A 22,512-nucleotide genomic window follows, 5' to 3' on the forward strand; every position below is an offset into this window, starting at 1 on the left:
CTATGGTCTTTGTCGGCAGAGACTAATCATTGTCTCTGCTATGGATAACAAAATTGCCGTCGTGCCCCTCGTTTCGGGGCCTGGCTGTTGAAGGAAGTTTGATATGCCGACCATCAACCAGCTCGTGCGCAAGCCGCGCGTCGCCGAAAAGGCCAAGAGCAAGGTTCCTGCGCTGGAAAAGTGCCCGCAAAAGCGTGGCGTTTGCACCCGCGTGTATACCACCACCCCGAAGAAGCCGAACTCCGCGCTGCGTAAAGTTTGCAAGGTTCGTCTGACGAACGGCTTCGAAGTCATCTCCTATATCGGCGGTGAAGGCCACAACCTGCAGGAGCACTCAGTGGTCCTGATCCGTGGTGGTCGTGTCAAGGATTTGCCCGGTGTGCGTTACCACACCGTGCGCGGCTCCCTGGATACCCAGGGCGTCAAGGATCGCAAGCAGTCCCGTTCCAAGTACGGCGCGAAGCGTCCGAAGGCTGCCTGATTCATCAGGTGGTTTGAGTAAGTGGCCACTCTGCTGGGTGGCCGAGAGGGCCGGGGGGGTGAAAACCCCTTCCCGGCTTTTCAACTGAATAGTGATCAAGTGAGGTTAGTATGCCCCGTCGTCGTGAAGTACCTAAGCGTGACATTCTTCCGGACCCAAAGTTCGGTAGCGTCGAAGTTTCCAAGTTCATCAATGCAGTGATGCAGAGCGGCAAGAAGTCGGTTGCCGAGCGTATCGTCTACGGTGCGTTTGACATCATCACCACCAAGTCTGGCAAGGATCCGCTGGAAGTGTTTGGCTCTGCCATGTCCAACGTCAAGCCGATGGTTGAGGTCAAGTCCCGTCGTGTTGGTGGTGCCAACTATCAGGTGCCTGTCGAAGTGCGTCCGGCGCGTCGCGCCGCCCTGGCCATGCGCTGGTTGCGTGAGTTCGCCCGCAAGCGTTCGGAAAAGTCCATGGGTCAGCGCCTGGCTGCTGAAATGCTGGAAGCCTCGGAAAATCGCGGTGGTGCTGTCAAGAAGCGTGATGAAGTTCACCGCATGGCTGATGCCAACAAGGCCTTCGCTCACTTCCGCTTCTAATCCGATTATTTTCGAAGGTATCTACCGTGGCACGTAAAACCCCTATTGAGCGCTACCGCAACATTGGTATCAGCGCGCACATCGACGCCGGCAAGACCACCACGACCGAGCGCATCCTGTTCTACACCGGTGTGAATCACAAGATCGGTGAAGTGCATGATGGCGCCGCAACCATGGACTGGATGGAGCAGGAGCAGGAGCGTGGCATCACGATCACCTCCGCTGCAACGACCTGTTTCTGGAAGGGTATGGACAGTTCCTTCCCGGAGCATCGTTTCAACATCATCGACACCCCGGGACACGTCGACTTCACCATCGAAGTCGAGCGCTCGATGCGCGTTCTCGACGGCGCCTGCATGGTTTACTGTGCGGTCGGCGGCGTTCAGCCGCAGTCGGAAACCGTCTGGCGTCAGGCAACCAAGTACAAGGTGCCGCGTCTGGCCTTTGTGAACAAGATGGACCGTTCCGGTGCCAACTTCTTCAAGGTCGTCGATCAGATGCGTACCCGTCTGCGGGCTTCTCCGGTGCCGATCGTTATTCCCATCGGGGCTGAAGATAACTTCGAGGGTGTGGTTGATCTGCTGAAGATGAAGGCGATCTACTGGGATGAGGCTTCCCAGGGTATGAAGTTTGACTATCGCGAGATTCCGGCTGACTTGCTGGAAACTGCGAAAACCTGGCGCGAGCAGATGGTTGAGGCGGCCGCAGAAGCTTCCGAAGACCTGATGAACGAATACCTTGAAAACGGCGAACTGCCGGAAGACAAGATCCGTGAAGGTCTGCGTCTGCGTACCCTGGCTTGTGAAATTCAGCCGATGCTGTGCGGTACTGCGTTCAAGAACAAGGGTGTTCAGCGCATGCTCGACGCCGTCATCGAACTGCTGCCGTCGCCGGTTGATATTCCGCCGGTCACTGGTCTTGACGAGCGCGATAACGAAGTCTCGCGCAAGGCTGACGATTCCGAAAAGTTCTCGGCACTGGCTTTCAAGTTGATGACTGACCCGTTTGTCGGCCAGCTGACGTTTATTCGCGTTTACTCCGGCGTTCTGATGTCTGGTGCCGCGGTCTACAACTCGATCAAGGGCAAAAAGGAGCGCATCGGTCGTATCCTGCAGATGCACGCCAACAACCGCGAAGAAATCAAGGAAGTTCTGGCGGGTGACATTGCTGCCTGCGTTGGTCTCAAGGATGTGACGACGGGTGAAACCCTGTGCGATCCGGATGCGCCGATCATTCTCGAGCGCATGATTTTCCCGGAGCCGGTGATTCACGTTGCCGTCGAACCGAAGACCAAGGCTGACCAGGAAAAGATGGGCTTGGCGCTTGGTCGTCTGGCTGCAGAAGATCCGTCGTTCCGCGTGCGTACCGATGAGGAGTCTGGTCAGACCATCATCTCCGGCATGGGTGAATTGCACCTCGATATCATCGTCGACCGCATGCGTCGCGAATTCAATGTCGAAGCGTCCGTCGGTGCGCCGCAGGTGGCCTATCGCGAATGCATCAAGAAGGCCGTCGAACAGGAAGGCAAGTTCGTCAAGCAATCCGGTGGTCGCGGCCAGTTCGGTCACGTCTGGCTCAAGATCGAGCCGAACGAAGCCGGCAAGGGTTACGAGTTCGTCGACGCCATCAAGGGCGGTGTCGTTCCGCGCGAATTCATCCCGGCGGTCGACAAGGGGCTGCAGGATGCTGTCACCAGCGGTGTGCTGGCCGGCTTCCCGGTGGTTGACGTCAAGTTCACGCTGTTCGATGGTTCCTACCACGACGTTGACTCGAACGAAAACGCATTCCGCATGGCAGCTTCGATGGCCTTCAAGGAAGGTATGAAGAAGGCCAGCCCGACCCTGCTGGAGCCGATGATGGCGGTCGTCGTCGAAACGCCGGAAGACTATATGGGTAACGTCATGGGCGATCTGTCCTCGCGTCGCGGTATTGTTCAGGGTATGGAAGATCTGCCTGGCGGTACCAAGGAAGTTCGTGCCGAAGTGCCGCTGTCCGAAATGTTCGGCTACGCTACTTCGCTGCGCTCCCTGTCGCAGGGTCGTGCTACCTACACGATGGAATTCAAGCACTACGTCGAAGCGCCGAAGAACGTCGCTGAAGCGGTTATCAACAAGAAGTAATGCTTTATTGGAGATCCGATAATGGCCAAGGAAAAATTTGAACGTACGAAGCCGCACGTAAACGTTGGCACGATTGGTCACGTTGACCACGGCAAGACGACGTTGACGGCAGCAATCACGACGGTACTGGCAGCGAAGTTCGGTGGTGCGGCGAAGGCCTACGACCAGATCGATGCGGCGCCGGAAGAAAAGGCGCGCGGTATTACCATCAACACCGCCCACGTCGAATACGAAACTGCCAATCGTCACTATGCTCACGTTGACTGCCCGGGTCACGCTGACTATGTGAAGAACATGATTACCGGTGCCGCCCAGATGGACGGTGCGATCCTGGTTTGTTCCGCTGCTGACGGCCCGATGCCGCAGACCCGCGAACACATCCTGCTGGCCCGTCAGGTCGGTGTGCCGTACGTTCTGGTGTTCATGAACAAGTGCGACATGGTTGATGATGCCGAGCTGCTCGAGCTGGTCGAAATGGAGCTGCGTGAGCTGCTGTCCAAGTACGACTTCCCGGGCGACGACACCCCGATCATTCATGGTTCGGCCCTGAAGGCGCTGGAAGGTGATCAGTCCGAAATCGGCGAGCCGTCGATCTTCCGCCTGGCTGACGCACTGGATTCGTACATTCCGACCCCGGAGCGCGCTGTTGATCTGCCGTTCCTGATGCCGGTTGAAGACGTCTTCTCGATCTCGGGTCGTGGTACCGTTGTGACCGGTCGTATCGAGCGCGGCGTTGTCAAGGTTGGCGAAGAAATCGAAATCGTTGGTATCCGTCCGACGGTCAAGACCACCTGTACCGGCGTCGAAATGTTCCGCAAGCTGCTGGATCAGGGTCAGGCTGGCGACAACGTTGGTGCGCTGCTGCGTGGTACCAAGCGTGAAGATGTCGAGCGTGGTCAAGTGCTGTGCAAGCCGGGTTCGATCACTCCGCACACCCACTTCACGGGCGAAGTGTATGTTCTGTCGAAGGACGAAGGCGGTCGTCACACCCCGTTCTTCAACAACTACCGTCCGCAGTTCTACTTCCGCACGACGGACGTGACCGGTGCGATTTCGCTGCCGGAAGGCGTTGAAATGGTCATGCCGGGTGACAACATCCAGATGACGGTCAAGCTGATTGCTCCGATCGCCATGGAAGAAGGTCTGCGCTTCGCCATCCGTGAAGGCGGTCGTACCGTCGGCGCCGGTGTTGTCGCCAAGATCATCGAGTAATTGCTCTTTTGAAAAAACCCGGGGCGGCAAGCTTGCTGCCCCATTGCTCTTTTGGAAGCCAAAAATGCAAAGCCAAAAAATCCGTATCCGTCTCAAGGCCTTCGACTATCGCCTGATCGATCAGTCGGCTCAGGAAATCGTTGAAACCGCCAAGCGTACCGGCGCTGTCGTTCGTGGTCCCGTGCCGCTGCCGACCCGCAAGCAGCGTTTTGACATCCTGCGTTCGCCGCACGTCAACAAGGCTTCCCGTGACCAGCTCGAGATTCGTACCCATCTGCGTTTGATGGATATCGTTGATCCGACTGACAAGACGGTCGATGCACTGATGAAGCTGGACCTGCCGGCTGGCGTGGACGTCGAAATCAAGTTGCAGTAATTGTGGTATTGCGGATATAATCCGCGCCTTTCGGGGGTGGCCGGCAACGGTTGCCCATTTGTTGTTTTACATCGACCGGCCAATCGCAGCCGGCGATGAGGAGAATAACCATGAGTCTAGGCCTTGTTGGTCGCAAGGTTGGCATGACTCGCATTTTTGCCGAGGATGGCGCGTCCATTCCGGTAACTGTGCTTGACGTGTCCAATAACCGAGTGACCCAAGTAAAAACGCCGGAGATCGATGGCTACGCAGCCATTCAGGTCGCATTCGGCCAGCGCCGTGCCTCGCGCGTTTCCAAGCCCCTCGCTGGCCATCTGGCCAAGGCGGGCGTGGAAGCCGGGCATGTGCTCAAGGAATTCCAGATCGATGCTGATCAACTCGCTACCTTCAAGGCGGGCGATCAGGTTGCTGTCACCATTTTTGCCGAAGGGCAAAAGGTTGACGTGACCGGCATGTCCATCGGTAAGGGTTTTCAGGGCGGTATCAAGCGCCATAACTTCAGCTCCAACCGTGCTTCCCACGGTAACTCGGTTTCGCACAATGCGCCGGGTTCCATTGGTATGGCGCAGGATCCGGGTCGTGTTTTCCCGGGTAAGCGCATGGCCGGTCACCTGGGTGATGTGCAATCCACGATGCAGGGTTTGACGATCGTTCGCGTTGATGCTGAACGTCAGTTGCTCCTCGTCAAGGGTGCTGTTCCGGGTGCCAAGGGTTCCGACGTCGTCGTGCGTCCGGCAGTCAAGGCTTAAGGGGGCGACATGGAACTGAAGGTTATTAACGAACAAGGTCAGGAAGCAGCGAAGCTGCAGGCTTCCGACGTGCTGTTCGGTCGCGAATTCAACGAAGCCCTGGTTCACCAGATCGTCGTCGCCTACCAGGCGAATGCGCGTTCCGGCGACAGCAAGCAGAAGGATCGCTCCGAAGTCCGTCACACCACCACCAAGCCGTGGCGCCAGAAGGGTACCGGTCGCGCTCGCGCCGGCTCCAATGGTTCGCCGTTGTGGCGTGGGGGCGGTCGGATTTTCCCGAACTCCCCGGACCAAAACTACTCCCAGAAGGTTAACAAGAAGATGTTCCGCGCCGGTATGGCAGCGATCCTCTCCGAGTTGGCCCGTCAGGACCGTTTGATCGTTGTTGACGATCTTGCGGTCGACGCACCGAAAACCAAGCTTTTCTCCGCCAAGTTGAAGAGCATGGGTCTCGACGGCAACCTGCTGGTCATCACCGACGAACTGAACGAAAACCTCTATCTGTCGTCGCGCAACCTGCCCAATGTTCTGGTGCTTGAAGCTCAGGAAGCCGATCCGGTTTCGCTCGTTCGCTTCGCCAAGGTGCTGGTCACCAAGAACGCCGTGGCCAAGTTCGAGGAGATGTGGGGATGAACCAGGAACGTCTGATGCAGGTGCTGCTGGCACCGCAAATCTCCGAAAAGGCAACCTATGTTGCCGAGAAGAACGATCAGGTGATCTTCCGCGTTGCTACCGATGCAACCAAGCCGGAGATCAAGGCCGCGGTCGAGCTTCTGTTCAAGGTTGAAGTCGAATCCGTCCAGGTCGCCAACGTCAAGGGCAAGGTCAAGCGCTTCAAGGGCGCCACCGGTCGCCGCAAGGGTTGGAAGAAGGCCTACGTCTGCCTCAAGGCTGGCCAGGAAATCAACTTCGTTGAAGGGGGTAACGCCTGATGGCTCTCGTTAAAGTCAAGCCGACTTCCCCCGGCCGTCGCGCCGTGGTCCAGGTCGTCAATGCCAATCTGCACAAAGGCAAGCCGTTTGCGGCTCTGGTCGAAAGCCAGTCCAAGAACGCCGGCCGCAACAACAATGGTCGCATTACCGTGCGTCACCAGGGTGGCGGTCACAAGCAGGCTTACCGGATCATCGATTTCAAGCGTACCAAGGACGGTATCCCGGCCAAGGTCGAGCGTCTGGAATACGATCCCAATCGTACTGCCAACATCGCGCTGGTTTGCTACGCCGACGGCGAGCGCCGTTACATCATTGCCAACAAGGGCATGGTGGTCGGTCAGCAGGTCATGAGCGGCTCCGAAGCTCCGATCAAGTCCGGCAATGCGCTGCCGATCCGGAATATTCCGGTCGGTACGACGATCTGCTGCGTCGAGATGCTGCCAGGCAAGGGCGCGCAGATTGCTCGCTCTGCTGGTACTTCGGTTCAGTTGCTGGCGCGTGAAGGTACCTACGCCCAGATCCGTCTGCGTTCCGGTGAAGTTCGCCGCGTTCACGTCGAATGCCGCGCCACCATCGGTGAAGTCGGTAACGAAGAAAACAACTTGCGCAAGATCGGCAAGGCCGGTGCCATGCGCTGGCGTGGTGTTCGTCCGACGGTTCGTGGTACGGCGATGAACCCGATCGATCACCCGCACGGTGGTGGTGAAGGTCGCACTGGCGAAGGTCGCGTGCCGGTCAATCCGTGGGGTCAGCCCACTAAGGGTTACCGCACCCGCAGCAACAAGCGCACGAACAGCATGATCGTTCAGCGCCGTCACAAGCGTTAAGGGGTAGGAAATGGGACGTTCTCTCAAAAAGGGCCCGTTTATTGATGCGCATCTGATCGACAAGGTCGAGGCAGTTCGCGCCACCAATGACAAGCGCCCGATCAAGACCTGGTCGCGTCGTTCGACGATCCTCCCCGAGTTCATCGGCCTGACGATTGCGGTCCACAATGGTAAGCAGCATATTCCGGTGTTCGTCACCGAAAATATGGTCGGTCACAAGCTCGGCGAGTTCTCGCTGACCCGGACGTTCAAGGGTCACACCGCCGGCAAGAAGGCCAAGAAGTAAGGAGCTGACATGGAAACTCGTGCAAGTCTGCGGGGCGTACGCCTCTCTGCGCAAAAAGGCCGTCTGGTGGCGGATCTCGTGCGCGGCAAGCCGGTTGGTCAGGCTCTCAACATCCTGGCCTTCAGCCCGACAAAGGGCGCTGGTATCGTCAAGAAGGTTCTCGAGTCGGCAATTGCCAACGCGGAACATAACGACGGCGCCGATATCGACGAACTGACGGTGAAAACCATCTACGTCGAAAAAGGCATGGTGCTCAAGCGCTTCACTGCGCGCGCCAAAGGTCGTGGCAATCGGATCAGTAAGCCGACCTGCCATATCTATCTGACCGTTGGTAACTAAGGAAGAGCCATGGGACAGAAAATTCATCCGACTGGCTTTCGTCTGGCCGTCACCAAGAACTGGAGTTCGCGCTGGTTTGCCAACAGCAAGGACTTCCCGGGCATGCTGCAGGAAGACGTCAAGGTTCGTGAGTATCTCAAGCGCAAGCTGGCTCACGCTTCCGTTGGTCGTGTCCTGATCGAGCGTCCGGCCAAGAACGCCCGCGTCACCGTTTACTCCGCCCGTCCGGGCGTGGTCATCGGCAAGAAGGGCGAGGACATCGAGCAACTGCGTACGGATCTTCAGCGGATCATGGGCGTTCCTGTCCATGTGTCGATCGAAGAAATCCGCAAGCCGGAAATCGATGCCCAACTGATCGCCGATTCGATTGCCCAGCAACTCGAAAAGCGCATCATGTTCCGTCGTGCCATGAAGCGCGCGATGCAGAATGCGATGCGTCTTGGTGCCCAGGGTATCAAGGTGATGAGTGCAGGTCGTCTGAACGGTGCCGAAATCGCTCGTAGCGAATGGTATCGCGAAGGTCGCGTGCCGCTTCATACCCTGCGTGCCGATATCGACTACGCAACCTCTGAAGCGCTGACCACGTACGGCATCATCGGTATCAAGGTTTGGGTTTACAAGGGCGACATGCTTGATCGCAACGAGCAGCCGGTAGTTGAAGAGCCGGTTGCCGACGATCGTCGTCCGCGCCGTAACCCGGGCAAGCCTGAAGGCGACAAGCCGCGCACCCGTACGGTCAAGAAGGCCGACGGTGCTGGCGACCCGGCCAAGCGCGTAAGAAAGGCAGGTGCTTAACATGTTGCAACCTAATCGTCGCAAGTTCCGCAAGGAGCACAAGGGACGCAATGAAGGTCTGGCTACCCGCGGCACCAAGGTGTCGTTCGGTGAGTGGGGCCTCAAGGCTACCGGCCGTGGTCGTCTGACCGCGCGACAAATTGAAGCAGCCCGTCGTGCGATGACCCGCCATATCAAGCGTGGTGGTCGCATCTGGATCCGTATCTTCCCGGACAAGCCGATTTCCAAGAAGCCGGCAGAAGTTCGTATGGGTAACGGTAAGGGTAATCCGGAGTACTGGGTTGCCGAAATCCAGCCGGGCAAGGTTCTTTACGAGATGGATGGTGTCAATGAAGCGCTGGCTCGCGAGGCATTTGCCCTTGCTGCCGCCAAGCTGCCGATTGCCACCACCTTCGTGACTCGTCATCTGGGGTAATCATGAAAGCTAGTGAACTGAGAACCAAGAGCGTGGACGAGCTCAAGACGGAATTGCTGGACCTGTTGAAGGCGCAGTTTGGCCTGCGGATGCAGATTGCAACGCAACAACTGTCCAACACCAGCCAAATGTCCAAGGTTCGTCGCGACATCGCTCGCGTTCGCACCCTCATCCGTGAAAAGGCGGTGCAGCAATGAGCGAATCCTCCAGCATCAAGCGTACGCTGATCGGTCGTGTGGTCAGTGACAAGATGGAAAAGACGGTAACCGTCCTGGTCGAGCGGAAGGTCAAGCACCCGATGTACGGCAAGGTCATGGTTCGTTCCAAGAAGTACAGCGCGCACGACGAAGGTAATGTGGCCAAGGCCGGTGACCTGGTTGAAATCGTCGAAACCCGTCCGGTTTCGAAGACCAAGGCATGGGCGGTGACCACTGTTCTGGAGAAGGCTATCGTCGTCTGACGATTTTTCTTCAAAATGCTTGCGCAGTCAGTAAAGAAGCCGGTATAATCCGGCTTCTTTTTTGCAGCTATCAAACTAGCATGCAAATCTGTTCGACCCTCACGGGTTCCAAGACTGACCGCTCAGCGGATTAAGTTGGAGTTTATTTAAATGATTCAGATGCAGACGACGCTGGACGTCGCCGATAACACCGGCGCCCGTTCAGTTATGTGTATCAAGGTGCTTGGCGGCTCCAAGCGCCGCTACGCCGGCATTGGCGACATCATCAAGGTCAGCATCAAGGATGCTGCGCCGCGTGGTCGCGTCAAGAAGGGTGACGTCTATAACGCCGTGGTGGTTCGTACCGCCAAGGGTGTTCGTCGTCCTGATGGCTCGTTGGTGCGCTTTGATGGCAATGCCGCAGTTCTTCTCAACAACAAGCTCGAGCCGCTCGGCACGCGCATCTTTGGCCCGGTCACCCGCGAACTGCGTACCGAGCGCTTCATGAAGATCGTGTCCCTGGCTCCTGAAGTTCTGTAAGGAGAGCGCAATGGAAAAAATTCGCAAGGGCGACGAAATCATCGTCATTACCGGCAAGGATAAAGGCAAGCGCGGAACCGTGCTGGCGCGCATCGACGAGGAGCATCTCCTTGTTGAAGGTGTGAATCGTGCGAAAAAGCACGTCAAGCCGAATCCGATCAAGGGTGTCCAGGGTGGCATCGTTGATAAGGACATGCCGATCCATATCTCCAATGTTGCGCTGTTCAATCCGGCGACGAAGCAGGCTGACCGTGTCGGCTTCAAGTCTCTGGAAGATGGTCGCAAGGTTCGCGTGTTCAAGTCGAACGGCGAACTGGTGAACGCATAAGGGGCAGTCATGGCGCGTTTGCAGCAGTTTTACAAGGACTCCGTCGTTGGCGAGATGTCCAAGCAGTTTGGTTACAAGTCCATCATGGAAGTGCCGCGCATCACCAAGATCACCCTGAATATGGGTGTTGGCGAGGCGGTTGCTGACAAGAAGGTGCTTGAGAACGCCGTTGGCGACATGCAGAAAATCGCTGGTCAGAAGCCTGTTACCACGAAGGCTCGCAAGTCGATCGCTGGCTTCAAGATTCGTGATGGCTACCCGATCGGTTGCATGGTTACCCTGCGCGGTCCGCGCATGTTTGAATTCCTTGATCGTCTCGTCACCATCGCGTTGCCGCGTGTTCGCGACTTCCGTGGCGTTGCTGGCAAGGGTTTCGATGGCCAGGGTAACTACAACATGGGCGTCAAAGAACAGATCATTTTCCCGGAAATCGAGTACGACAAGATCGATGCTCTCCGGGGTATGAATATCAGCATCACCACGACCGCGAAGAGCGATGCAGAGGCCAAGGCCCTGCTTGCCGCGTTCAAGTTCCCGTTCAAGAATTGAGGCAATCATGGCAAAACTTGCTCTGATCAACCGTGAAGAGAAGCGCCGCAAGATGGTGGAGCAGTTCGCGAAAAAGCGCGCTGCCCTTGAGGCGATCATCAACGACGTGAGCCTGTCGGACGAGGAGCGTTACGAAGCCCGTCTGAAGATCCAGGCGCTGCCGCGTAATTCGAGCCCGTCGCGTCTGCGCAATCGCTGCCAGCTGACCGGTCGTCCGCGTGGTGTTTTCCGTAAATTCGGCCTGTGCCGTCACAAGATCCGCGAACTTGCCTTCAATGGCGAGATTCCGGGTGTTGTCAAGGCCAGCTGGTAAGAGGAGATACAGAAATGGCTATGAGCGATCCCATCGCGGACATGCTGACCCGCATCCGCAACGCCCAGCTCGCCGAAAAGGCGTCTGTGTCCATGCCGTCGTCCAAGCTCAAGGTGGCTATTGCTGCCGTGCTCAAGGATGAAGGTTACGTTGAAGAATTTGCTGTCCGTCAGGCTGATGATGGCAAGGCGACTCTCGAAATCGCACTCAAGTATTACGCCGGTCGTCCGGTTATTGAGCGCATCGAGCGTATCTCCAAGCCTGGTCTGCGCATCTACAAGGGTGCAGAGGACATTCCGCGCGTCATGAACGGCCTTGGTGTGGCGATTGTCTCCACGCCGAAGGGTGTGATGACCGACCGCAAGGCGCGCGCTTCCCGTGTCGGGGGCGAAGTCCTCTGCATCGTGGCGTAAGGAGCGAAGCAAAATGTCTCGTGTAGGTAAAAATCCAATCGTGCTGCCGGCTGGTGTTGAAGTCGCCATCGGTGAGCAGATCGTCGTGAAGGGGCCCCTGGGTACCCTGAAGACGGCCGCGAACCCCGCCGTTAAGATCAGCCAGGAAGGGCAGAGTATCGTCGTTTCCAAGGTTGAAGGCGTGGAAAATGCATCCGCCATGTGGGGCACCATGCGTGCTAACCTCAATAACATGGTCGTTGGCGTTTCCAAGGGGTTCGAGCGTAAGCTGCAACTGGTCGGCGTGGGCTATCGCGCCCAGGCTCAGGGCGATGTCCTGAACCTTTCGCTCGGCTTTTCGCACCCTGTCGCGCACAAGATGCCGGCCGGTGTGAAAGTCGAATGTCCGACCCAGACCGAAGTCCTGATCAAGGGCTCGGACAAGCAGCAAGTCGGGCAGGTTGCCGCCGAAGTTCGTGCCTATCGCAAGCCGGAGCCCTATAAGGGCAAGGGTGTGCGTTACTCGGACGAAGTGGTGGTTATCAAGGAAACCAAGAAGAAGTAAGGGTGGCATATGTTTAACAAGAAAGAAGCACGTTTGCGTCGTGCCCGCAAAACCCGGGCCAAAATCGCCGAGCTCAAGGCTGTGCGCTTGTGTATCAACCGCACGAACTGCCACATTTACGCCCAGATCATCTCGCCGTGTGGCGGCAAGGTCCTGGCTTCGGCTTCCACGCTGGACAAGAACGTTCGTGGCGATGTCGCGAATGGCGGTAACAAGGCTGCAGCCACTTTTGTTGGCAAGCTGATCGCCGAGCGCGCCAAGGCCGCCGGTGTTGAGCAGGTGGCTTTCGATCGCTCCGGGCTCCAGTACCACGGTCGTATTCAAGCGTTGGCGGAAGCTGCGCGTGAAGCCGGTCTGAAGTTCTGATCGCCGCGAAAGGAATAGGTTACAAAATGGCTAAACCTGAAAGAAACAAGAAGCCGCAGCAAGCTGAAGAGCGTGATGACGGCATGCGCGAAAAGATGGTCGCGGTCAATCGCGTCACCAAGGTGGTGAAGGGCGGCCGGATTCTCGGTTTCGCAGCACTCACCGTCGTTGGTGATGGCGATGGCAGCATCGGCATGGGCAAGGGCAAGTCCCGCGAAGTGCCGGTGGCCGCTCAGAAGGCAATGGAAGAGGCTCGTCGCAAGATGGCCAAGGTCAGCCTGAAGAACGGTACCGTCCATCACACCGTGATGGGCCGTCATGGCGCAACGACCGTGATGATCCAGCCGGCACCGGAAGGTACGGGCATCATCGCCGGCGGCGCCATGCGCGCCGTCTTCGAGGTGGTCGGCGTGACCAACGTGGTTGCCAAGGCACACGGCTCGACCAATCCCTACAACATCGTGCGTGCCACCATCGACGGTCTGTCGAAGGTGAATACGCCGGCCGAAATTGCTGCCAAGCGCGGCAAGTCGGTTGATCAGATCCTGGGGTAAGTCATGTCTGACAAGAAAATCAAAGTGACGCTCGTCAAGAGCATCATCGGCACCAAGCAGGACCACCGCGCCACCGTTCGTGGTCTCGGCCTGCGCAAGCTGAACAGCTCTGCCGAGCTGCTGGATACGCCGTGTGTTCGCGGCATGATCCAGAAGGTTCAGTATCTCGTCAAGGTTGAGGGTTAAGCCATGCGTCTGAATACCATCAAGCCGGCTGAAGGCTCCAAGAAGAACGCCAAGCGCGTTGGTCGCGGTATCGGTTCTGGCCTCGGCAAGACCTGTGGTCGTGGCCACAAGGGTCAGAAGTCCCGTTCCGGCGGTTTCCACAAGGTCGGTTTCGAAGGCGGTCAGATGCCTTTGCAACGCCGCCTGCCGAAGCGCGGTTTCAACTCGCTGACGCGTGCCCGCAACTACGAAGTTCGTCTGAACGAGCTGGAAAACCTGCCGGTCGAGGAAATCGATCTGCTGGTTCTGCAAGTTGCCGGTATTGTTCCGGGTGACGCACTGTCCGCGAAGGTGATCCTGTCGGGTGCCATTACCCGCAAGGTTGTCCTCAAGGGCGTTGGTGCGACCAAGGGTGCGAAGGCTGCCATTGAGGCAGTCGGCGGCTCGATCGCCGAGTAAGACAGGAAAGGTTAGAACGTTGGCTGCAAATCCCAATACCGTTGGCAAGGGTGGAAAGTTCGGCGACCTCAAGCGCCGGCTGTGGTTCCTGCTTGGCGCCCTGGTTGTGTACCGCATTGGCGCGCACATCCCGGTTCCCGGTATCGACCCCAACGTTCTGGCCGATCTGTTCAATTCGCAGCAAGGCGGCATCCTGGGCATGTTCAACATGTTCTCGGGTGGCGCCCTGTCGCGCTTCACCATCTTCGCATTGGGGATCATGCCGTACATTTCGGCGTCGATCATCATGCAACTGATGAGTGTTGCCAGCCCGCAGCTCGAAGCTCTCAAGAAAGAGGGCGAGGCTGGACGACGCAAGATCACTCAATACACCCGTTACGGTACTGTCGTGCTGGCCCTCTTCCAGGGTATCGGCATCGCGGTTGCGCTGGAAGCGCAGGCCGGGCTGGTCAATGATCCGGGTTTCATGTTCCGCCTGACGACGGTATCCACCCTGCTGACTGGGACGATGTTCCTGATGTGGCTGGGCGAGCAGATTACCGAGCGTGGTCTGGGTAACGGTATCTCGATCATCATTTTTGCCGGTATCGCTGCTGGTTTGCCAAGCGCGATCGGTGGCCTGCTCGAACTGGTTCGTACCGGTGCGATGCATCCGCTGACGGCGATCGTCATCTGTCTGCTGGTCGTTCTCGTCACTGCCTTTGTGGTGTTCGTCGAGCGCGGTCAACGCAAGATTCTGGTCAATTATGCCAAGCGCCAGGTTGGCAACAAGGTTTATGGCGGTCAGAGCTCCCATCTGCCGCTCAAGCTGAACATGTCGGGCGTCATTCCGCCGATCTTCGCTTCGTCGATCATCCTGTTTCCGGCCACGCTGGCTGGCTGGTTTGGTTCCGGCGAATCGATGACGTGGCTGAAGGATATGGCTGCGGTCCTGTCGCCAGGACAGCCTATCTATGTGATGCTCTACGCTGCAGCGATCATCTTCTTCTGTTTCTTCTACACCGCCCTTGTGTTCAATTCCAAGGAAACGGCTGACAATCTGAAGAAAAGCGGCGCCTTTGTTCCCGGGATTCGTCCGGGTGAGCAAACCGCGCGTTACATCGACAAGATTCTGATGCGTCTGACGCTGATCGGTGCGGCGTACATCACCGTGGTCTGTCTGCTGCCGGAATTCCTGATTCTCAAATGGAACGTACCGTTCTATTTCGGGGGTACCTCGCTGCTGATCATCGTTGTCGTCACCATGGATTTCATGTCTCAGGTCCAGGCCTATGTCATGTCCCACCAGTATGAAAGTCTCTTGAAGAAAGCAAACTTCAAGGGGTCCCCGATGATCAAGTAAGCGCAATGGCTAAAGAAGACTATATCGAGATGCAGGGCGAGGTCGTTGAGAACCTCCCCAACGCAACTTTCAAGGTCAAGTTGGAAAACGGACACGTTGTCCTTGGCTTTATCTCCGGCAAGATGCGGATGCATTACATCCGTATCCTGCCGGGCGACAAGGTCACTGTGCAATTGACTCCGTATGATTTAAGCAAGGCCCGGATAGTTTTCCGGGCAAAGTAAAAGTTCTCTACGCAATAAACCGCAGGGCAAGGAATCACGGCTGCTTCCAAGCTCTCGCAGACGAGGAGTAAAACATGAAAGTGCAACCTTCAGTGAAGCGCGTTTGCCGCAATTGCAAGGTGATCCGTCGCAAGGGTGTCGTTCGCGTCATTTGCAAGGATCCGCGTCACAAACAGCGCCAGGGTTAATTCCTGACGAAGTCGGCATTCGTTAATTTTAGAAATATTGGAGTGAGTCAATGGCCCGTATTGCAGGGGTAAACATTCCGAACCATCAGCATGCCTGTATCGCCCTCACGGCGATTTATGGCATCGGCCGTACCCGCGCACAGAAGATCTGTGACGCGGCCGGTGTTGGTCGTACCACGAAAATGAAGGACATTTCCGATACGGATATGGACCGTCTGCGTGATGAAGTGGCGAAGTTCACCGTCGAAGGTGATCTGCGTCGCGAAGTCACGATGAACATCAAGCGCCTGATGGACCTCGGTTGCTACCGTGGTCTGCGTCACCGCAAGGGCTTGCCCTGCCGCGGTCAGCGTACCAAGACCAATGCACGTACCCGCAAGGGCCCGCGCAAGGCCATTGCTGGCAAGAAGTAATAGGGACTGAACATGGCCAAGACTGCTACCAAAGTTCGCAAGAAGGTTAAGAAGAACGTTGCCGAGGGCATTGCCCACATTCACGCTTCGTTCAACAACACCATCATCACCATTACCGATCGCCAGGGCAACGCGCTGTCGTGGGCAACTTCCGGCGGTGCCGGTTTCCGCGGTTCGCGGAAGTCCACCCCGTTCGCTGCCCAGGTCGCTGCGGAAGCTGCCGGCAAAGCCGCGCAGGAATGTGGCGTTAAGAATCTGGAAGTGCGCATCAAGGGCCCAGGCCCGGGCCGCGAATCTTCTGTCCGTGCGCTGAATGCACTGGGCATGAAGATCACCGCGATTTCCGACGTGACGCCGGTGCCGCACAACGGCTGCCGTCCGCCCAAGAAGCGCCGCATCTAAGGAGAAAGACAAGTGGCTCGTAATCTCGATCCGAAATGCCGTCAGTGCCGCCGCGAAGGCGAAAAGCTGTTCCTGAAGGGCGAAAAGTGTTTTACCGACAAGTGTGCCATCGAGCGTCGCTCGTACGCACCGGGTCAGCATGGCCAGAAGTCTGGCGCCCGTCTCTCCGACTACGGCGTCCACCTGCGTGCCAAGCAGAAGATCCGTCGCGTTTATGGCGTTCTTGAAGGCCAGTTCCGTCGCACCTTTGCCGAAGCTGACCGCCGCAAGGGCCAGACCGGTGAAAACCTGCTGCAGTTGCTGGAAGCCCGCCTGGACTCCGTCGCCTACCGCATGGGTTTTGGTGCTTCGCGCACTGAATCCCGTCAGATCGTCCGTCACAACGGCGTTCTGGTTAACGGCAAGCGCGTGAATATTCCTTCCTACCTCGTCAAGCCGGGTGATGTTGTCCAGCTGACCGATCGTTCCCGCGCTTCCCTGCGTTGCAAGGCCGCTCTCGAAGCTGCCGAAGCACGTGGCTTCCCGGAATGGATTTCTGTCGATGTCAAGGAAGGCAAGGGCACGTTCAAGGCCATGCCGCAGCGCTCGGAGCTGCCGGCAACCCTGAACGAAGGTCTGGTCATCGAACTTTATTCGAAGTAACCCGCAAGCAGAGGAATCAAGCCCATGCAGAGCAGTGGACTTCTTAAGCCCCGCATCATCGACGTGCAGAGTGTTTCGCCGGTCGAAGCCAAGGTTGTCATGGAGCCGTTTGAACGCGGTTTCGGACATACCCTCGGCAACGCCCTGCGTCGCATCCTGCTGTCCTCGATGCCTGGCTACGCACCGACGGAAGTGTCGATCGACGGCGTGTTGCATGAATATTCGACTATCGACGGTGTTCAGGAAGATGTCGTTGACATCCTTTTGAACCTCAAGGGAATCGTCTTCAAGCTGCATAACCGTGAAGTCGTCACCCTGAAGCTGGCCAAGGAAGGCGAGGGCGTGATCCGTGCTGGCGATATCGAGTTGCCGCACGACGTCGAAATCATCAATCCGGAGCACGTCATTGCCCACCTTTCCACCGCCGGCAAGCTGTCGATGGAAATCAAGGTCGAAAAAGGCCGTGGCTATGTTCCCGGTAACGTGCGCAATCTCGGCGATGCCAAAACCATTGGTCAGCTCGTGCTGGACGCCTCGTTCAGCCCGGTTCGTCGCGTTGCCTACTCGGTCGAGAATGCCCGGGTCGAACAGCGTACCGATCTGGACAAGCTGATTGTCGATATTGAAACCAACGGCGTTGTCGAGCCGGAAGAAGCGATCCGTTACGCAGCCCGCGTACTGATCGAGCAACTGTCGGTCTTCGCTGACCTGGAAGGTACGGCACCCGTTGCCGAGGCTTCCAAGCCGGCTCAGGTCGACCCGGTGCTGCTTCGTCCGGTCGATGATCTCGAACTGACGGTTCGTTCTGCGAACTGCCTCAAGGCCGAGAACATCTACTACATCGGCGACCTGATCCAGCGCACCGAAAATGAGCTGCTGAAGACGCCGAATCTGGGTCGCAAGTCGCTCAACGAAATCAAGGAAGTTCTTGCCGCGCGTGGTCTCACGCTGGGCATGAAACTGGAAAACTGGCCGCCCGCCGGTCTGGAGAAGGCGTAAGCCTTTTCCCGATCCGGGCAGTCAAGGGACGCCTGCAGAACATAGAAAGGATTAACCATGCGTCACCGCAATGGACTTCGCAAACTGAACCGTACCACCAGCCATCGCCTGGCGATGCTGCGCAACATGACCGTTTCCCTGCTCCGTCACGAGGCCATCAAGACCACGTTGCCGAAGGCCAAGGAACTGCGTCGTGTCGTCGAGCCGATGATCACGCTTGGCAAGAACCCGTCGCTGGCCAACAAGCGCCTGGCGTTCGATCGCCTGCGTGACCGCGAGATCGTCGTCAAGCTGTTTGCTGAAATCGGCCCGCGCTATGCAACCCGTCCGGGTGGCTACCTGCGCATCCTGAAGTGCGGTTTCCGCGTTGGCGACAACGCACCGATGGCTTTCGTCGAATTGCTCGATCGCCCGGAACCCACCGAAGCGGTTGAAATTGCCGACGAAGCTGCCGAGTAATCGACGCTTCATCAAAAAAGGCCGGGTTTCCGGCCTTTTTTTTCGTCTGTCACATCTGATCAGTTTTGCTCATGGGCAGTCGATGATCATCAGCGAAACGTCGTCAGCCGCCGGAATTTCACCAAGATGTGCGGCGAGTGCGTCCTCGAGTGCAGCGAATCGATTCACTGGCAGGGTGTCGGCGATCGCTGCCAGCACCCCTGCCGATCCGAATTGCACCCCCTCTGCATTGGCGGCTTCCAGCAAGCCATCGGAGTACATGAGAAGCTGGCTGTCTGTGGTCCAGTCGAAGCAGCGCGGCTTGATCTCGATCTGGTCGCTGTCGAGGATGCCCAGCGCCAGATTCTCCGAGGCGAAGCGGTCGGTCGGGTGGCCCTGGGCATTGATCAGATAGGCCTCCGGTGTTCCGCCGATCCAGATTTCACCTGACAGGCTGATTTCATCCAGGCAGACTACGGTCGCCGCGACGAAACGTCCGACCGGCATCGATTCCCGCAATTGCTGATTCATTTCAATGATCAGTTCGCGGATGGTGCGATTCAGACGTGTCATCCGGTAGAACAATGCCAGTACCGGTAGGACACTGATTGCTGCCGGCAGGCCATGTCCTGTTGCGTCGGCGAGCAGGGCATAAAATCGGCCTTCCGGCGAGCGTGAGGCGGCGACGATGTCGCCGCTGAAGTTCTCCGTTGCCGTCACCTTGTAGCGAAGGCGCGGATCGCGCAGGCCGGGGCGGTGCAGCAGTTTTTCCATCAGCCGTATGGCCAGTTGTTGCTCATTCTGGCTGTGATCGAAATACGCTTGCAGCAAGGTCGCATTCTGTTGGAGCTGGATTTCCGAGCGCTTGCGTTCCGAAATGTCACGGATGACGCCAACGAACAGTCGCTCCTGGTCAATGCATACCTCGGATACACCAATCTCGACCGGAAACTGCTGTCCATCCCGCCGGACAGCTATGCCCTCGCGGTCGCGTCCCTTGAATGTAGCAAGCTTGCAACTGCTCCCGTTCCTGCCTTCCGCATCGCTACCGGTGAAGATTTCCGGCAGCAACTGGGTCACGGGCTGGCCGATCATCTCTCTGGATGGTCGGCCGAAAATACGCTCCGTAGCCTGGTTGACCGTAAGAATCTGGCCGTTGGTGTCGGCGGTGACGATTGCATCGAGGACGTTGTCCGAAATTGCCCGTAACCTTTCCAGGGCGACCGCTGCACTCTGCTGCATGGTCAGGGAGCGCTGCATCGAGCGCAGCTTGGCTTCGAGGACGACGAAATTGATCGGTTTGGTCAGGTAGTCGTCGGCGCCGGCTTCGAGTCCTTCGACCAGGTTTTCGTCGCGATTCAGTGCCGACAGGAAGATGATGGGTACCCACTTGTCGCGACAGGCCGCCTTGATCCGCCGTGCCGCCTCGAAACCATCCATGACCGGCATCATGATGTCGAGCAGGACCAGATCCGGCTGCAACTGCTCGAAGCGCTGCACGGCCTGCTCGCCGTTCTCGGCGAGGATGACATCGTGCCCGAGTTTTTTCAGGAAGACCTGCAATATGTGCAGGTTGGTGCGGTTGTCATCTACCGCGAGAACGCTCATCTTGTCGAATGCGGTGTTCATCGTTACTGGCCTGTTTCTGTCGGGAAGCCAATCATCACGAGAGCGGTCTCTACACTGATGTTGCAACGGAAAGGATCTGCTCCCGGAACGGCATCATCCTACCACGGCGGCAATGGCTTGCCCGCGCTCGTCCTGAATTTCACGTTGCTGGAGGAACCACATCCTGGCGTATTCGCCATCATTCGCCAACAGCGCCGCGTGGGTGCCACTTTCGACGATGCTGCCGTCGCTGATGACCAGGATGCAGTCGGCGTTCATGACCGTGGATAGCCGGTGAGCGATGGTCAGCGTGGTGCGTCCGCGCGCTGCCAGTTCAAGCTCGCGCTGGATGGCGCGCTCGGTCGCTGAATCCAGTGCCGAGGTGGCTTCGTCGAAAATCAGTATCGGCGGATTTTTCAACAGCGCACGGGCAATGGCGACACGCTGTTTTTCGCCGCCGGATAGTTTCAGCCCGCGCTCGCCAACGCGCGTTTCGTATTTGTCCGGCAGTGACTCGATGAAATCATGCAGGCTGGCCGCGCGGGCTGCTGCCAGAACTTCCTCGAGGCTGGCCTCGGGGCGGCCGTAACGGATGTTGTAGAGAATCGAGTCGTTGAACAACACGGTGTCCTGCGGCACGATGCCGATGGCCGAACGCAGGCTGTGCTGGGTCAGTTGCCGCAGATCGTGGCCGTTGATCCGGATGGCGCCACCGGTGACATCGTAGAAGCGGTAGAGCAGGCGCGACAGCGTGGATTTCCCGGCGCCGGAATGACCGACGACGGCCAGTGTGTGACCGGCCGGGATCGTGAAACTGACATGGCGGAGAATCTGCCGATTTGGCTCGTAACCGAAGTCGACCGCAGCAAACTCGATCGCCATGGCGCGTTCGGCGGGCAGGTCGTGGGCGTCGGCGGCATCGGCGATCTCGCGGTTTTCCTTGAGCAGACCGAACATGCGTTCGATATCGGTCAGTGCCTGGCGGATTTCGCGATAGACGATGCCGAGAAAGTTGAGCGGCATGTAGAGCTGGATCAGGAAGGCATTGACCAGTACCAGATCGCCAATGGTCATCGTGCCTTCGACGACGCCGTGGGCGGCACGCCACATCATCGCTGTCACGCCCAGGGCAATGATGGCTTGCTGGCCGAGGTTGAGGAAGGCCAGCGTTGTCTGGCTGCGCGTGCTGGCGTCCTCCAGCTTCAGCAGTTGCTCGTCGTAGCGCCGTGCTTCCCAGGCCTCGTTGTTGAAATACTTGACCGTTTCGTAGTTGAGCAGGCTGTCCACCGCACGTGTATTGGCCGCCGAGTCGTTTTCGTTGACAGCACGCCGGATGGCAATGCGCCAGTTGCTGACCTTGACGGTAAACACCACGTAGGCGAGCAACGAAGCAGCGGTGATCAGCACGAAACCGATGTCGTACTGAACGAAGAGGATGACGAGGACCAGGGTGATTTCGATCAGTGTCGGCAGGATCGAATACAGCGTGTAGGAAATCAGGCTGGAGATTGAACGCGTGCCGCGCTCGACATCGCGCGAGATGCCGCCGGTCTGGCGCTCCAGGTGGAAGCGCAGCGACAGCGCATGGAGATGGCGAAAGACCTCCAGCGCCACCTGCCGGATGGCGCGCTGGGTCACCCGGGCAAACAGGATCTCGCGCAATTCCGTGAACAGCGAGTTGGAAAACCGCAGAGCACCGTACAGCGCCAGCAGCAGTACCGGCAGCGCCAGCACTTCGCCGGACATGCCGTCGATCATGTCCTTGAAGACGAGCGGGACGCCGACGTTGGCCAGCTTGGCGGTAATCAGGCAGAGCAACGCAGCGACAACGCGGAAGCGATACTGCCAGAGGTAGGGGAAGAGCGTGCGCAAGGTTTGCCAGACGTGGGTTTCCGGCAGCGGCTGGCCGGCCGGTGGCTTGGGTGACGCGGTGGCGCGACGCATGGTGGCAGAAAATCCTTGGTGGGAAAGCGCGAGTATATGAAATGCGCCGGGTTTCCGGGAGAATCGTGGCTGTTATCTCTTGAAGGAAGTCGCATGCAGTCTGAACCTGTCCAGTTGCCCGAACGCCAACCCGCACTGCGCGTCGTACCCATGCCTGCCGACCTGAATCAGAACGGCGATGTTTTCGGCGGCTGGGTCATGGCTCAGGTCGATGTTGCCGGGGCCATACCCGCAATGCGGCGTGCGCGTGGCCGGGTCGCCACTGTTTCGGTGAACTCGTTCCAGTTCCGGCAGGCCATTTCCGTTGGTGATATCGTCAGCTTCTACGCCGAGATCGTCCATGTCGGCAGGACCTCGATCACCGTCTGTGTCGAGGTTTTTGCCGAGCGCAATCACGCTGATCCGATCACCGTCCGGGTTACCCAGGCGGAGCTGACCTATGTGGCGATAGACGAATCCGGCGGCAAGCGTGAAGTCCCCGCCGAAAAATGAGCAAAATGGAATAAAATCGCGCGGTTAAATAATTCCG

The 22,512-nt window shown here is 57.9% G+C and carries 36 protein-coding genes; 34 read left to right on the forward strand and 2 right to left on the reverse strand.

Annotated elements, in window-relative coordinates:
* Positions 1 to 103 precede the first annotated feature (103 nt).
* The 33 genes from rpsL to rplQ all read left to right on the forward strand — a co-directional run bounded on the left by rpsL (position 104) and on the right by rplQ (position 18,452).
* Positions 104 to 481, forward strand: a complete 378-nt coding sequence (gene rpsL / locus BJN45_RS02240; protein WP_011286083.1) for a 30S ribosomal protein S12 — start codon at positions 104 to 106, stop codon at positions 479 to 481.
* A gap of 110 nt (positions 482 to 591) precedes the next feature.
* On the forward strand, positions 592 to 1,062 hold the full coding sequence (gene rpsG / locus BJN45_RS02245) for a 30S ribosomal protein S7 (protein WP_076091625.1): 471 nt from the start codon (positions 592 to 594) through the stop codon (positions 1,060 to 1,062).
* A 26-nt stretch (positions 1,063 to 1,088) separates the two neighbouring features.
* Entirely contained in the window at positions 1,089 to 3,182 is a 2,094-nt protein-coding gene (gene fusA, locus BJN45_RS02250) for an elongation factor G (protein WP_076091627.1), read from the forward strand.
* 21 nt (positions 3,183 to 3,203) lie between these two features.
* Positions 3,204 to 4,394, forward strand: coding sequence for an elongation factor Tu (gene tuf, locus BJN45_RS02255; protein WP_076091607.1), 1,191 nt, complete (start codon positions 3,204 to 3,206; stop codon positions 4,392 to 4,394).
* Positions 4,395 to 4,458: 64 nt separating this feature from the next.
* Positions 4,459 to 4,770: a 30S ribosomal protein S10 gene (rpsJ, locus tag BJN45_RS02260; protein ID WP_028994183.1), complete on the forward strand. Its 312-nt coding sequence runs from the start codon at positions 4,459 to 4,461 to the stop codon at positions 4,768 to 4,770.
* Between the two features lie 110 nt (positions 4,771 to 4,880).
* Positions 4,881 to 5,519 carry a 50S ribosomal protein L3 gene (gene rplC / locus BJN45_RS02265; protein ID WP_076091629.1) on the forward strand — a complete coding sequence of 213 codons (639 nt, stop codon included), beginning with the start codon at positions 4,881 to 4,883 and terminating at the stop codon, positions 5,517 to 5,519.
* 9 nt (positions 5,520 to 5,528) lie between these two features.
* Positions 5,529 to 6,152, forward strand: coding sequence for a 50S ribosomal protein L4 (rplD, locus tag BJN45_RS02270; protein WP_076091631.1), 624 nt, complete (start codon positions 5,529 to 5,531; stop codon positions 6,150 to 6,152).
* On the forward strand, positions 6,149 to 6,451 hold the full coding sequence (rplW, locus tag BJN45_RS02275) for a 50S ribosomal protein L23 (RefSeq protein ID WP_076091633.1): 303 nt from the start codon (positions 6,149 to 6,151) through the stop codon (positions 6,449 to 6,451). The genes rplD and rplW overlap by 4 nt, the downstream gene beginning before the upstream one ends.
* Entirely contained in the window at positions 6,451 to 7,278 is an 828-nt protein-coding gene (gene rplB / locus BJN45_RS02280) for a 50S ribosomal protein L2 (RefSeq protein WP_076091635.1), read from the forward strand. The genes rplW and rplB overlap by 1 nt, the downstream gene beginning before the upstream one ends.
* Before the next feature lie 10 nt (positions 7,279 to 7,288).
* On the forward strand, positions 7,289 to 7,564 hold the full coding sequence (gene rpsS / locus BJN45_RS02285) for a 30S ribosomal protein S19 (protein WP_076091637.1): 276 nt from the start codon (positions 7,289 to 7,291) through the stop codon (positions 7,562 to 7,564).
* 9 nt (positions 7,565 to 7,573) lie between these two features.
* Complete coding sequence (rplV, locus tag BJN45_RS02290) at positions 7,574 to 7,903, forward strand: 50S ribosomal protein L22 (protein WP_076091639.1); 330 nt, start codon at positions 7,574 to 7,576, stop codon at positions 7,901 to 7,903.
* Positions 7,904 to 7,912: 9 nt separating this feature from the next.
* A complete protein-coding gene (gene rpsC, locus BJN45_RS02295) occupies positions 7,913 to 8,698 on the forward strand; it encodes a 30S ribosomal protein S3 (protein WP_076091641.1) in 786 nt (261 codons plus the stop codon).
* Position 8,699: 1 nt separating this feature from the next.
* Positions 8,700 to 9,113, forward strand: coding sequence for a 50S ribosomal protein L16 (gene rplP, locus BJN45_RS02300; RefSeq protein ID WP_028994191.1), 414 nt, complete (start codon positions 8,700 to 8,702; stop codon positions 9,111 to 9,113).
* 2 nt (positions 9,114 to 9,115) lie between these two features.
* Positions 9,116 to 9,310 (forward strand): 50S ribosomal protein L29, encoded by a 195-nt coding sequence (gene rpmC, locus BJN45_RS02305; protein WP_076091643.1) that lies wholly within the window; start codon positions 9,116 to 9,118, stop codon positions 9,308 to 9,310.
* Positions 9,307 to 9,573: a 30S ribosomal protein S17 gene (rpsQ, locus tag BJN45_RS02310; protein ID WP_076091645.1), complete on the forward strand. Its 267-nt coding sequence runs from the start codon at positions 9,307 to 9,309 to the stop codon at positions 9,571 to 9,573. The genes rpmC and rpsQ overlap by 4 nt, the downstream gene beginning before the upstream one ends.
* 150 nt (positions 9,574 to 9,723) lie before the next feature.
* Positions 9,724 to 10,092, forward strand: coding sequence for a 50S ribosomal protein L14 (gene rplN / locus BJN45_RS02315; protein WP_066879990.1), 369 nt, complete (start codon positions 9,724 to 9,726; stop codon positions 10,090 to 10,092).
* Positions 10,093 to 10,102: 10 nt separating this feature from the next.
* Entirely contained in the window at positions 10,103 to 10,420 is a 318-nt protein-coding gene (rplX, locus tag BJN45_RS02320) for a 50S ribosomal protein L24 (RefSeq protein ID WP_076091647.1), read from the forward strand.
* A 9-nt stretch (positions 10,421 to 10,429) separates the two neighbouring features.
* Positions 10,430 to 10,969 carry a 50S ribosomal protein L5 gene (gene rplE, locus BJN45_RS02325; protein WP_076091649.1) on the forward strand — a complete coding sequence of 180 codons (540 nt, stop codon included), beginning with the start codon at positions 10,430 to 10,432 and terminating at the stop codon, positions 10,967 to 10,969.
* A gap of 7 nt (positions 10,970 to 10,976) precedes the next feature.
* The gene (rpsN, locus tag BJN45_RS02330) at positions 10,977 to 11,282 is read left to right on the forward strand and encodes a 30S ribosomal protein S14 (RefSeq protein ID WP_076091651.1); all 306 of its coding nucleotides are present in this window, start codon (positions 10,977 to 10,979) and stop codon (positions 11,280 to 11,282) included.
* Between the two features lie 14 nt (positions 11,283 to 11,296).
* Positions 11,297 to 11,695, forward strand: coding sequence for a 30S ribosomal protein S8 (gene rpsH, locus BJN45_RS02335; protein ID WP_076091653.1), 399 nt, complete (start codon positions 11,297 to 11,299; stop codon positions 11,693 to 11,695).
* Positions 11,696 to 11,708: 13 nt separating this feature from the next.
* Entirely contained in the window at positions 11,709 to 12,239 is a 531-nt protein-coding gene (gene rplF, locus BJN45_RS02340) for a 50S ribosomal protein L6 (RefSeq protein ID WP_076091655.1), read from the forward strand.
* A gap of 9 nt (positions 12,240 to 12,248) precedes the next feature.
* On the forward strand, positions 12,249 to 12,605 hold the full coding sequence (rplR, locus tag BJN45_RS02345) for a 50S ribosomal protein L18 (RefSeq protein ID WP_076091657.1): 357 nt from the start codon (positions 12,249 to 12,251) through the stop codon (positions 12,603 to 12,605).
* A 26-nt stretch (positions 12,606 to 12,631) separates the two neighbouring features.
* Complete coding sequence (gene rpsE, locus BJN45_RS02350) at positions 12,632 to 13,159, forward strand: 30S ribosomal protein S5 (protein WP_076091659.1); 528 nt, start codon at positions 12,632 to 12,634, stop codon at positions 13,157 to 13,159.
* Between the two features lie 3 nt (positions 13,160 to 13,162).
* Positions 13,163 to 13,345 (forward strand): 50S ribosomal protein L30, encoded by a 183-nt coding sequence (gene rpmD, locus BJN45_RS02355; RefSeq protein ID WP_076091661.1) that lies wholly within the window; start codon positions 13,163 to 13,165, stop codon positions 13,343 to 13,345.
* Positions 13,346 to 13,348: 3 nt separating this feature from the next.
* Positions 13,349 to 13,783, forward strand: a complete 435-nt coding sequence (gene rplO / locus BJN45_RS02360) for a 50S ribosomal protein L15 (protein WP_076091663.1) — start codon at positions 13,349 to 13,351, stop codon at positions 13,781 to 13,783.
* 19 nt (positions 13,784 to 13,802) lie between these two features.
* The gene (gene secY / locus BJN45_RS02365) at positions 13,803 to 15,125 is read left to right on the forward strand and encodes a preprotein translocase subunit SecY (protein ID WP_076091665.1); all 1,323 of its coding nucleotides are present in this window, start codon (positions 13,803 to 13,805) and stop codon (positions 15,123 to 15,125) included.
* A gap of 5 nt (positions 15,126 to 15,130) precedes the next feature.
* A complete protein-coding gene (gene infA / locus BJN45_RS02370; protein ID WP_076091667.1) occupies positions 15,131 to 15,349 on the forward strand; it encodes a translation initiation factor IF-1 in 219 nt (72 codons plus the stop codon).
* A gap of 74 nt (positions 15,350 to 15,423) precedes the next feature.
* Complete coding sequence (gene rpmJ / locus BJN45_RS02375) at positions 15,424 to 15,537, forward strand: 50S ribosomal protein L36 (RefSeq protein ID WP_028994206.1); 114 nt, start codon at positions 15,424 to 15,426, stop codon at positions 15,535 to 15,537.
* A gap of 50 nt (positions 15,538 to 15,587) precedes the next feature.
* Complete coding sequence (gene rpsM, locus BJN45_RS02380) at positions 15,588 to 15,950, forward strand: 30S ribosomal protein S13 (RefSeq protein WP_076091669.1); 363 nt, start codon at positions 15,588 to 15,590, stop codon at positions 15,948 to 15,950.
* A gap of 12 nt (positions 15,951 to 15,962) precedes the next feature.
* Positions 15,963 to 16,352: a 30S ribosomal protein S11 gene (rpsK, locus tag BJN45_RS02385; protein WP_066880003.1), complete on the forward strand. Its 390-nt coding sequence runs from the start codon at positions 15,963 to 15,965 to the stop codon at positions 16,350 to 16,352.
* 12 nt (positions 16,353 to 16,364) lie between these two features.
* Entirely contained in the window at positions 16,365 to 16,994 is a 630-nt protein-coding gene (gene rpsD, locus BJN45_RS02390; RefSeq protein WP_076091671.1) for a 30S ribosomal protein S4, read from the forward strand.
* 24 nt (positions 16,995 to 17,018) lie between these two features.
* Entirely contained in the window at positions 17,019 to 17,993 is a 975-nt protein-coding gene (locus BJN45_RS02395) for a DNA-directed RNA polymerase subunit alpha (RefSeq protein ID WP_076091674.1), read from the forward strand.
* 57 nt (positions 17,994 to 18,050) lie between these two features.
* Positions 18,051 to 18,452 carry a 50S ribosomal protein L17 gene (gene rplQ / locus BJN45_RS02400; protein ID WP_076091676.1) on the forward strand — a complete coding sequence of 134 codons (402 nt, stop codon included), beginning with the start codon at positions 18,051 to 18,053 and terminating at the stop codon, positions 18,450 to 18,452.
* Positions 18,453 to 18,521: 69 nt separating this feature from the next.
* Here rplQ and BJN45_RS02405 read toward each other — a convergent pair whose 3' ends face one another.
* Both BJN45_RS02405 and BJN45_RS02410 read right to left on the reverse strand, forming a co-directional pair.
* Positions 18,522 to 20,060: a SpoIIE family protein phosphatase gene (locus BJN45_RS02405; RefSeq protein ID WP_076091678.1), complete on the reverse strand. Its 1,539-nt coding sequence runs from the start codon at positions 20,058 to 20,060 to the stop codon at positions 18,522 to 18,524.
* Between the two features lie 93 nt (positions 20,061 to 20,153).
* Positions 20,154 to 21,983, reverse strand: coding sequence for an ABCB family ABC transporter ATP-binding protein/permease (locus BJN45_RS02410; protein ID WP_076091680.1), 1,830 nt, complete (start codon positions 21,981 to 21,983; stop codon positions 20,154 to 20,156).
* A 93-nt stretch (positions 21,984 to 22,076) separates the two neighbouring features.
* Between BJN45_RS02410 and BJN45_RS02415 the strand changes: the two genes are divergently transcribed.
* Entirely contained in the window at positions 22,077 to 22,475 is a 399-nt protein-coding gene (locus BJN45_RS02415) for an acyl-CoA thioesterase (RefSeq protein ID WP_076091682.1), read from the forward strand.
* Positions 22,476 to 22,512 lie beyond the last annotated feature (37 nt).

This window comes from Azonexus hydrophilus, assembly GCF_001956855.1.
Taxonomy (GTDB): domain Bacteria; phylum Pseudomonadota; class Gammaproteobacteria; order Burkholderiales; family Rhodocyclaceae; genus Azonexus; species Azonexus hydrophilus_A.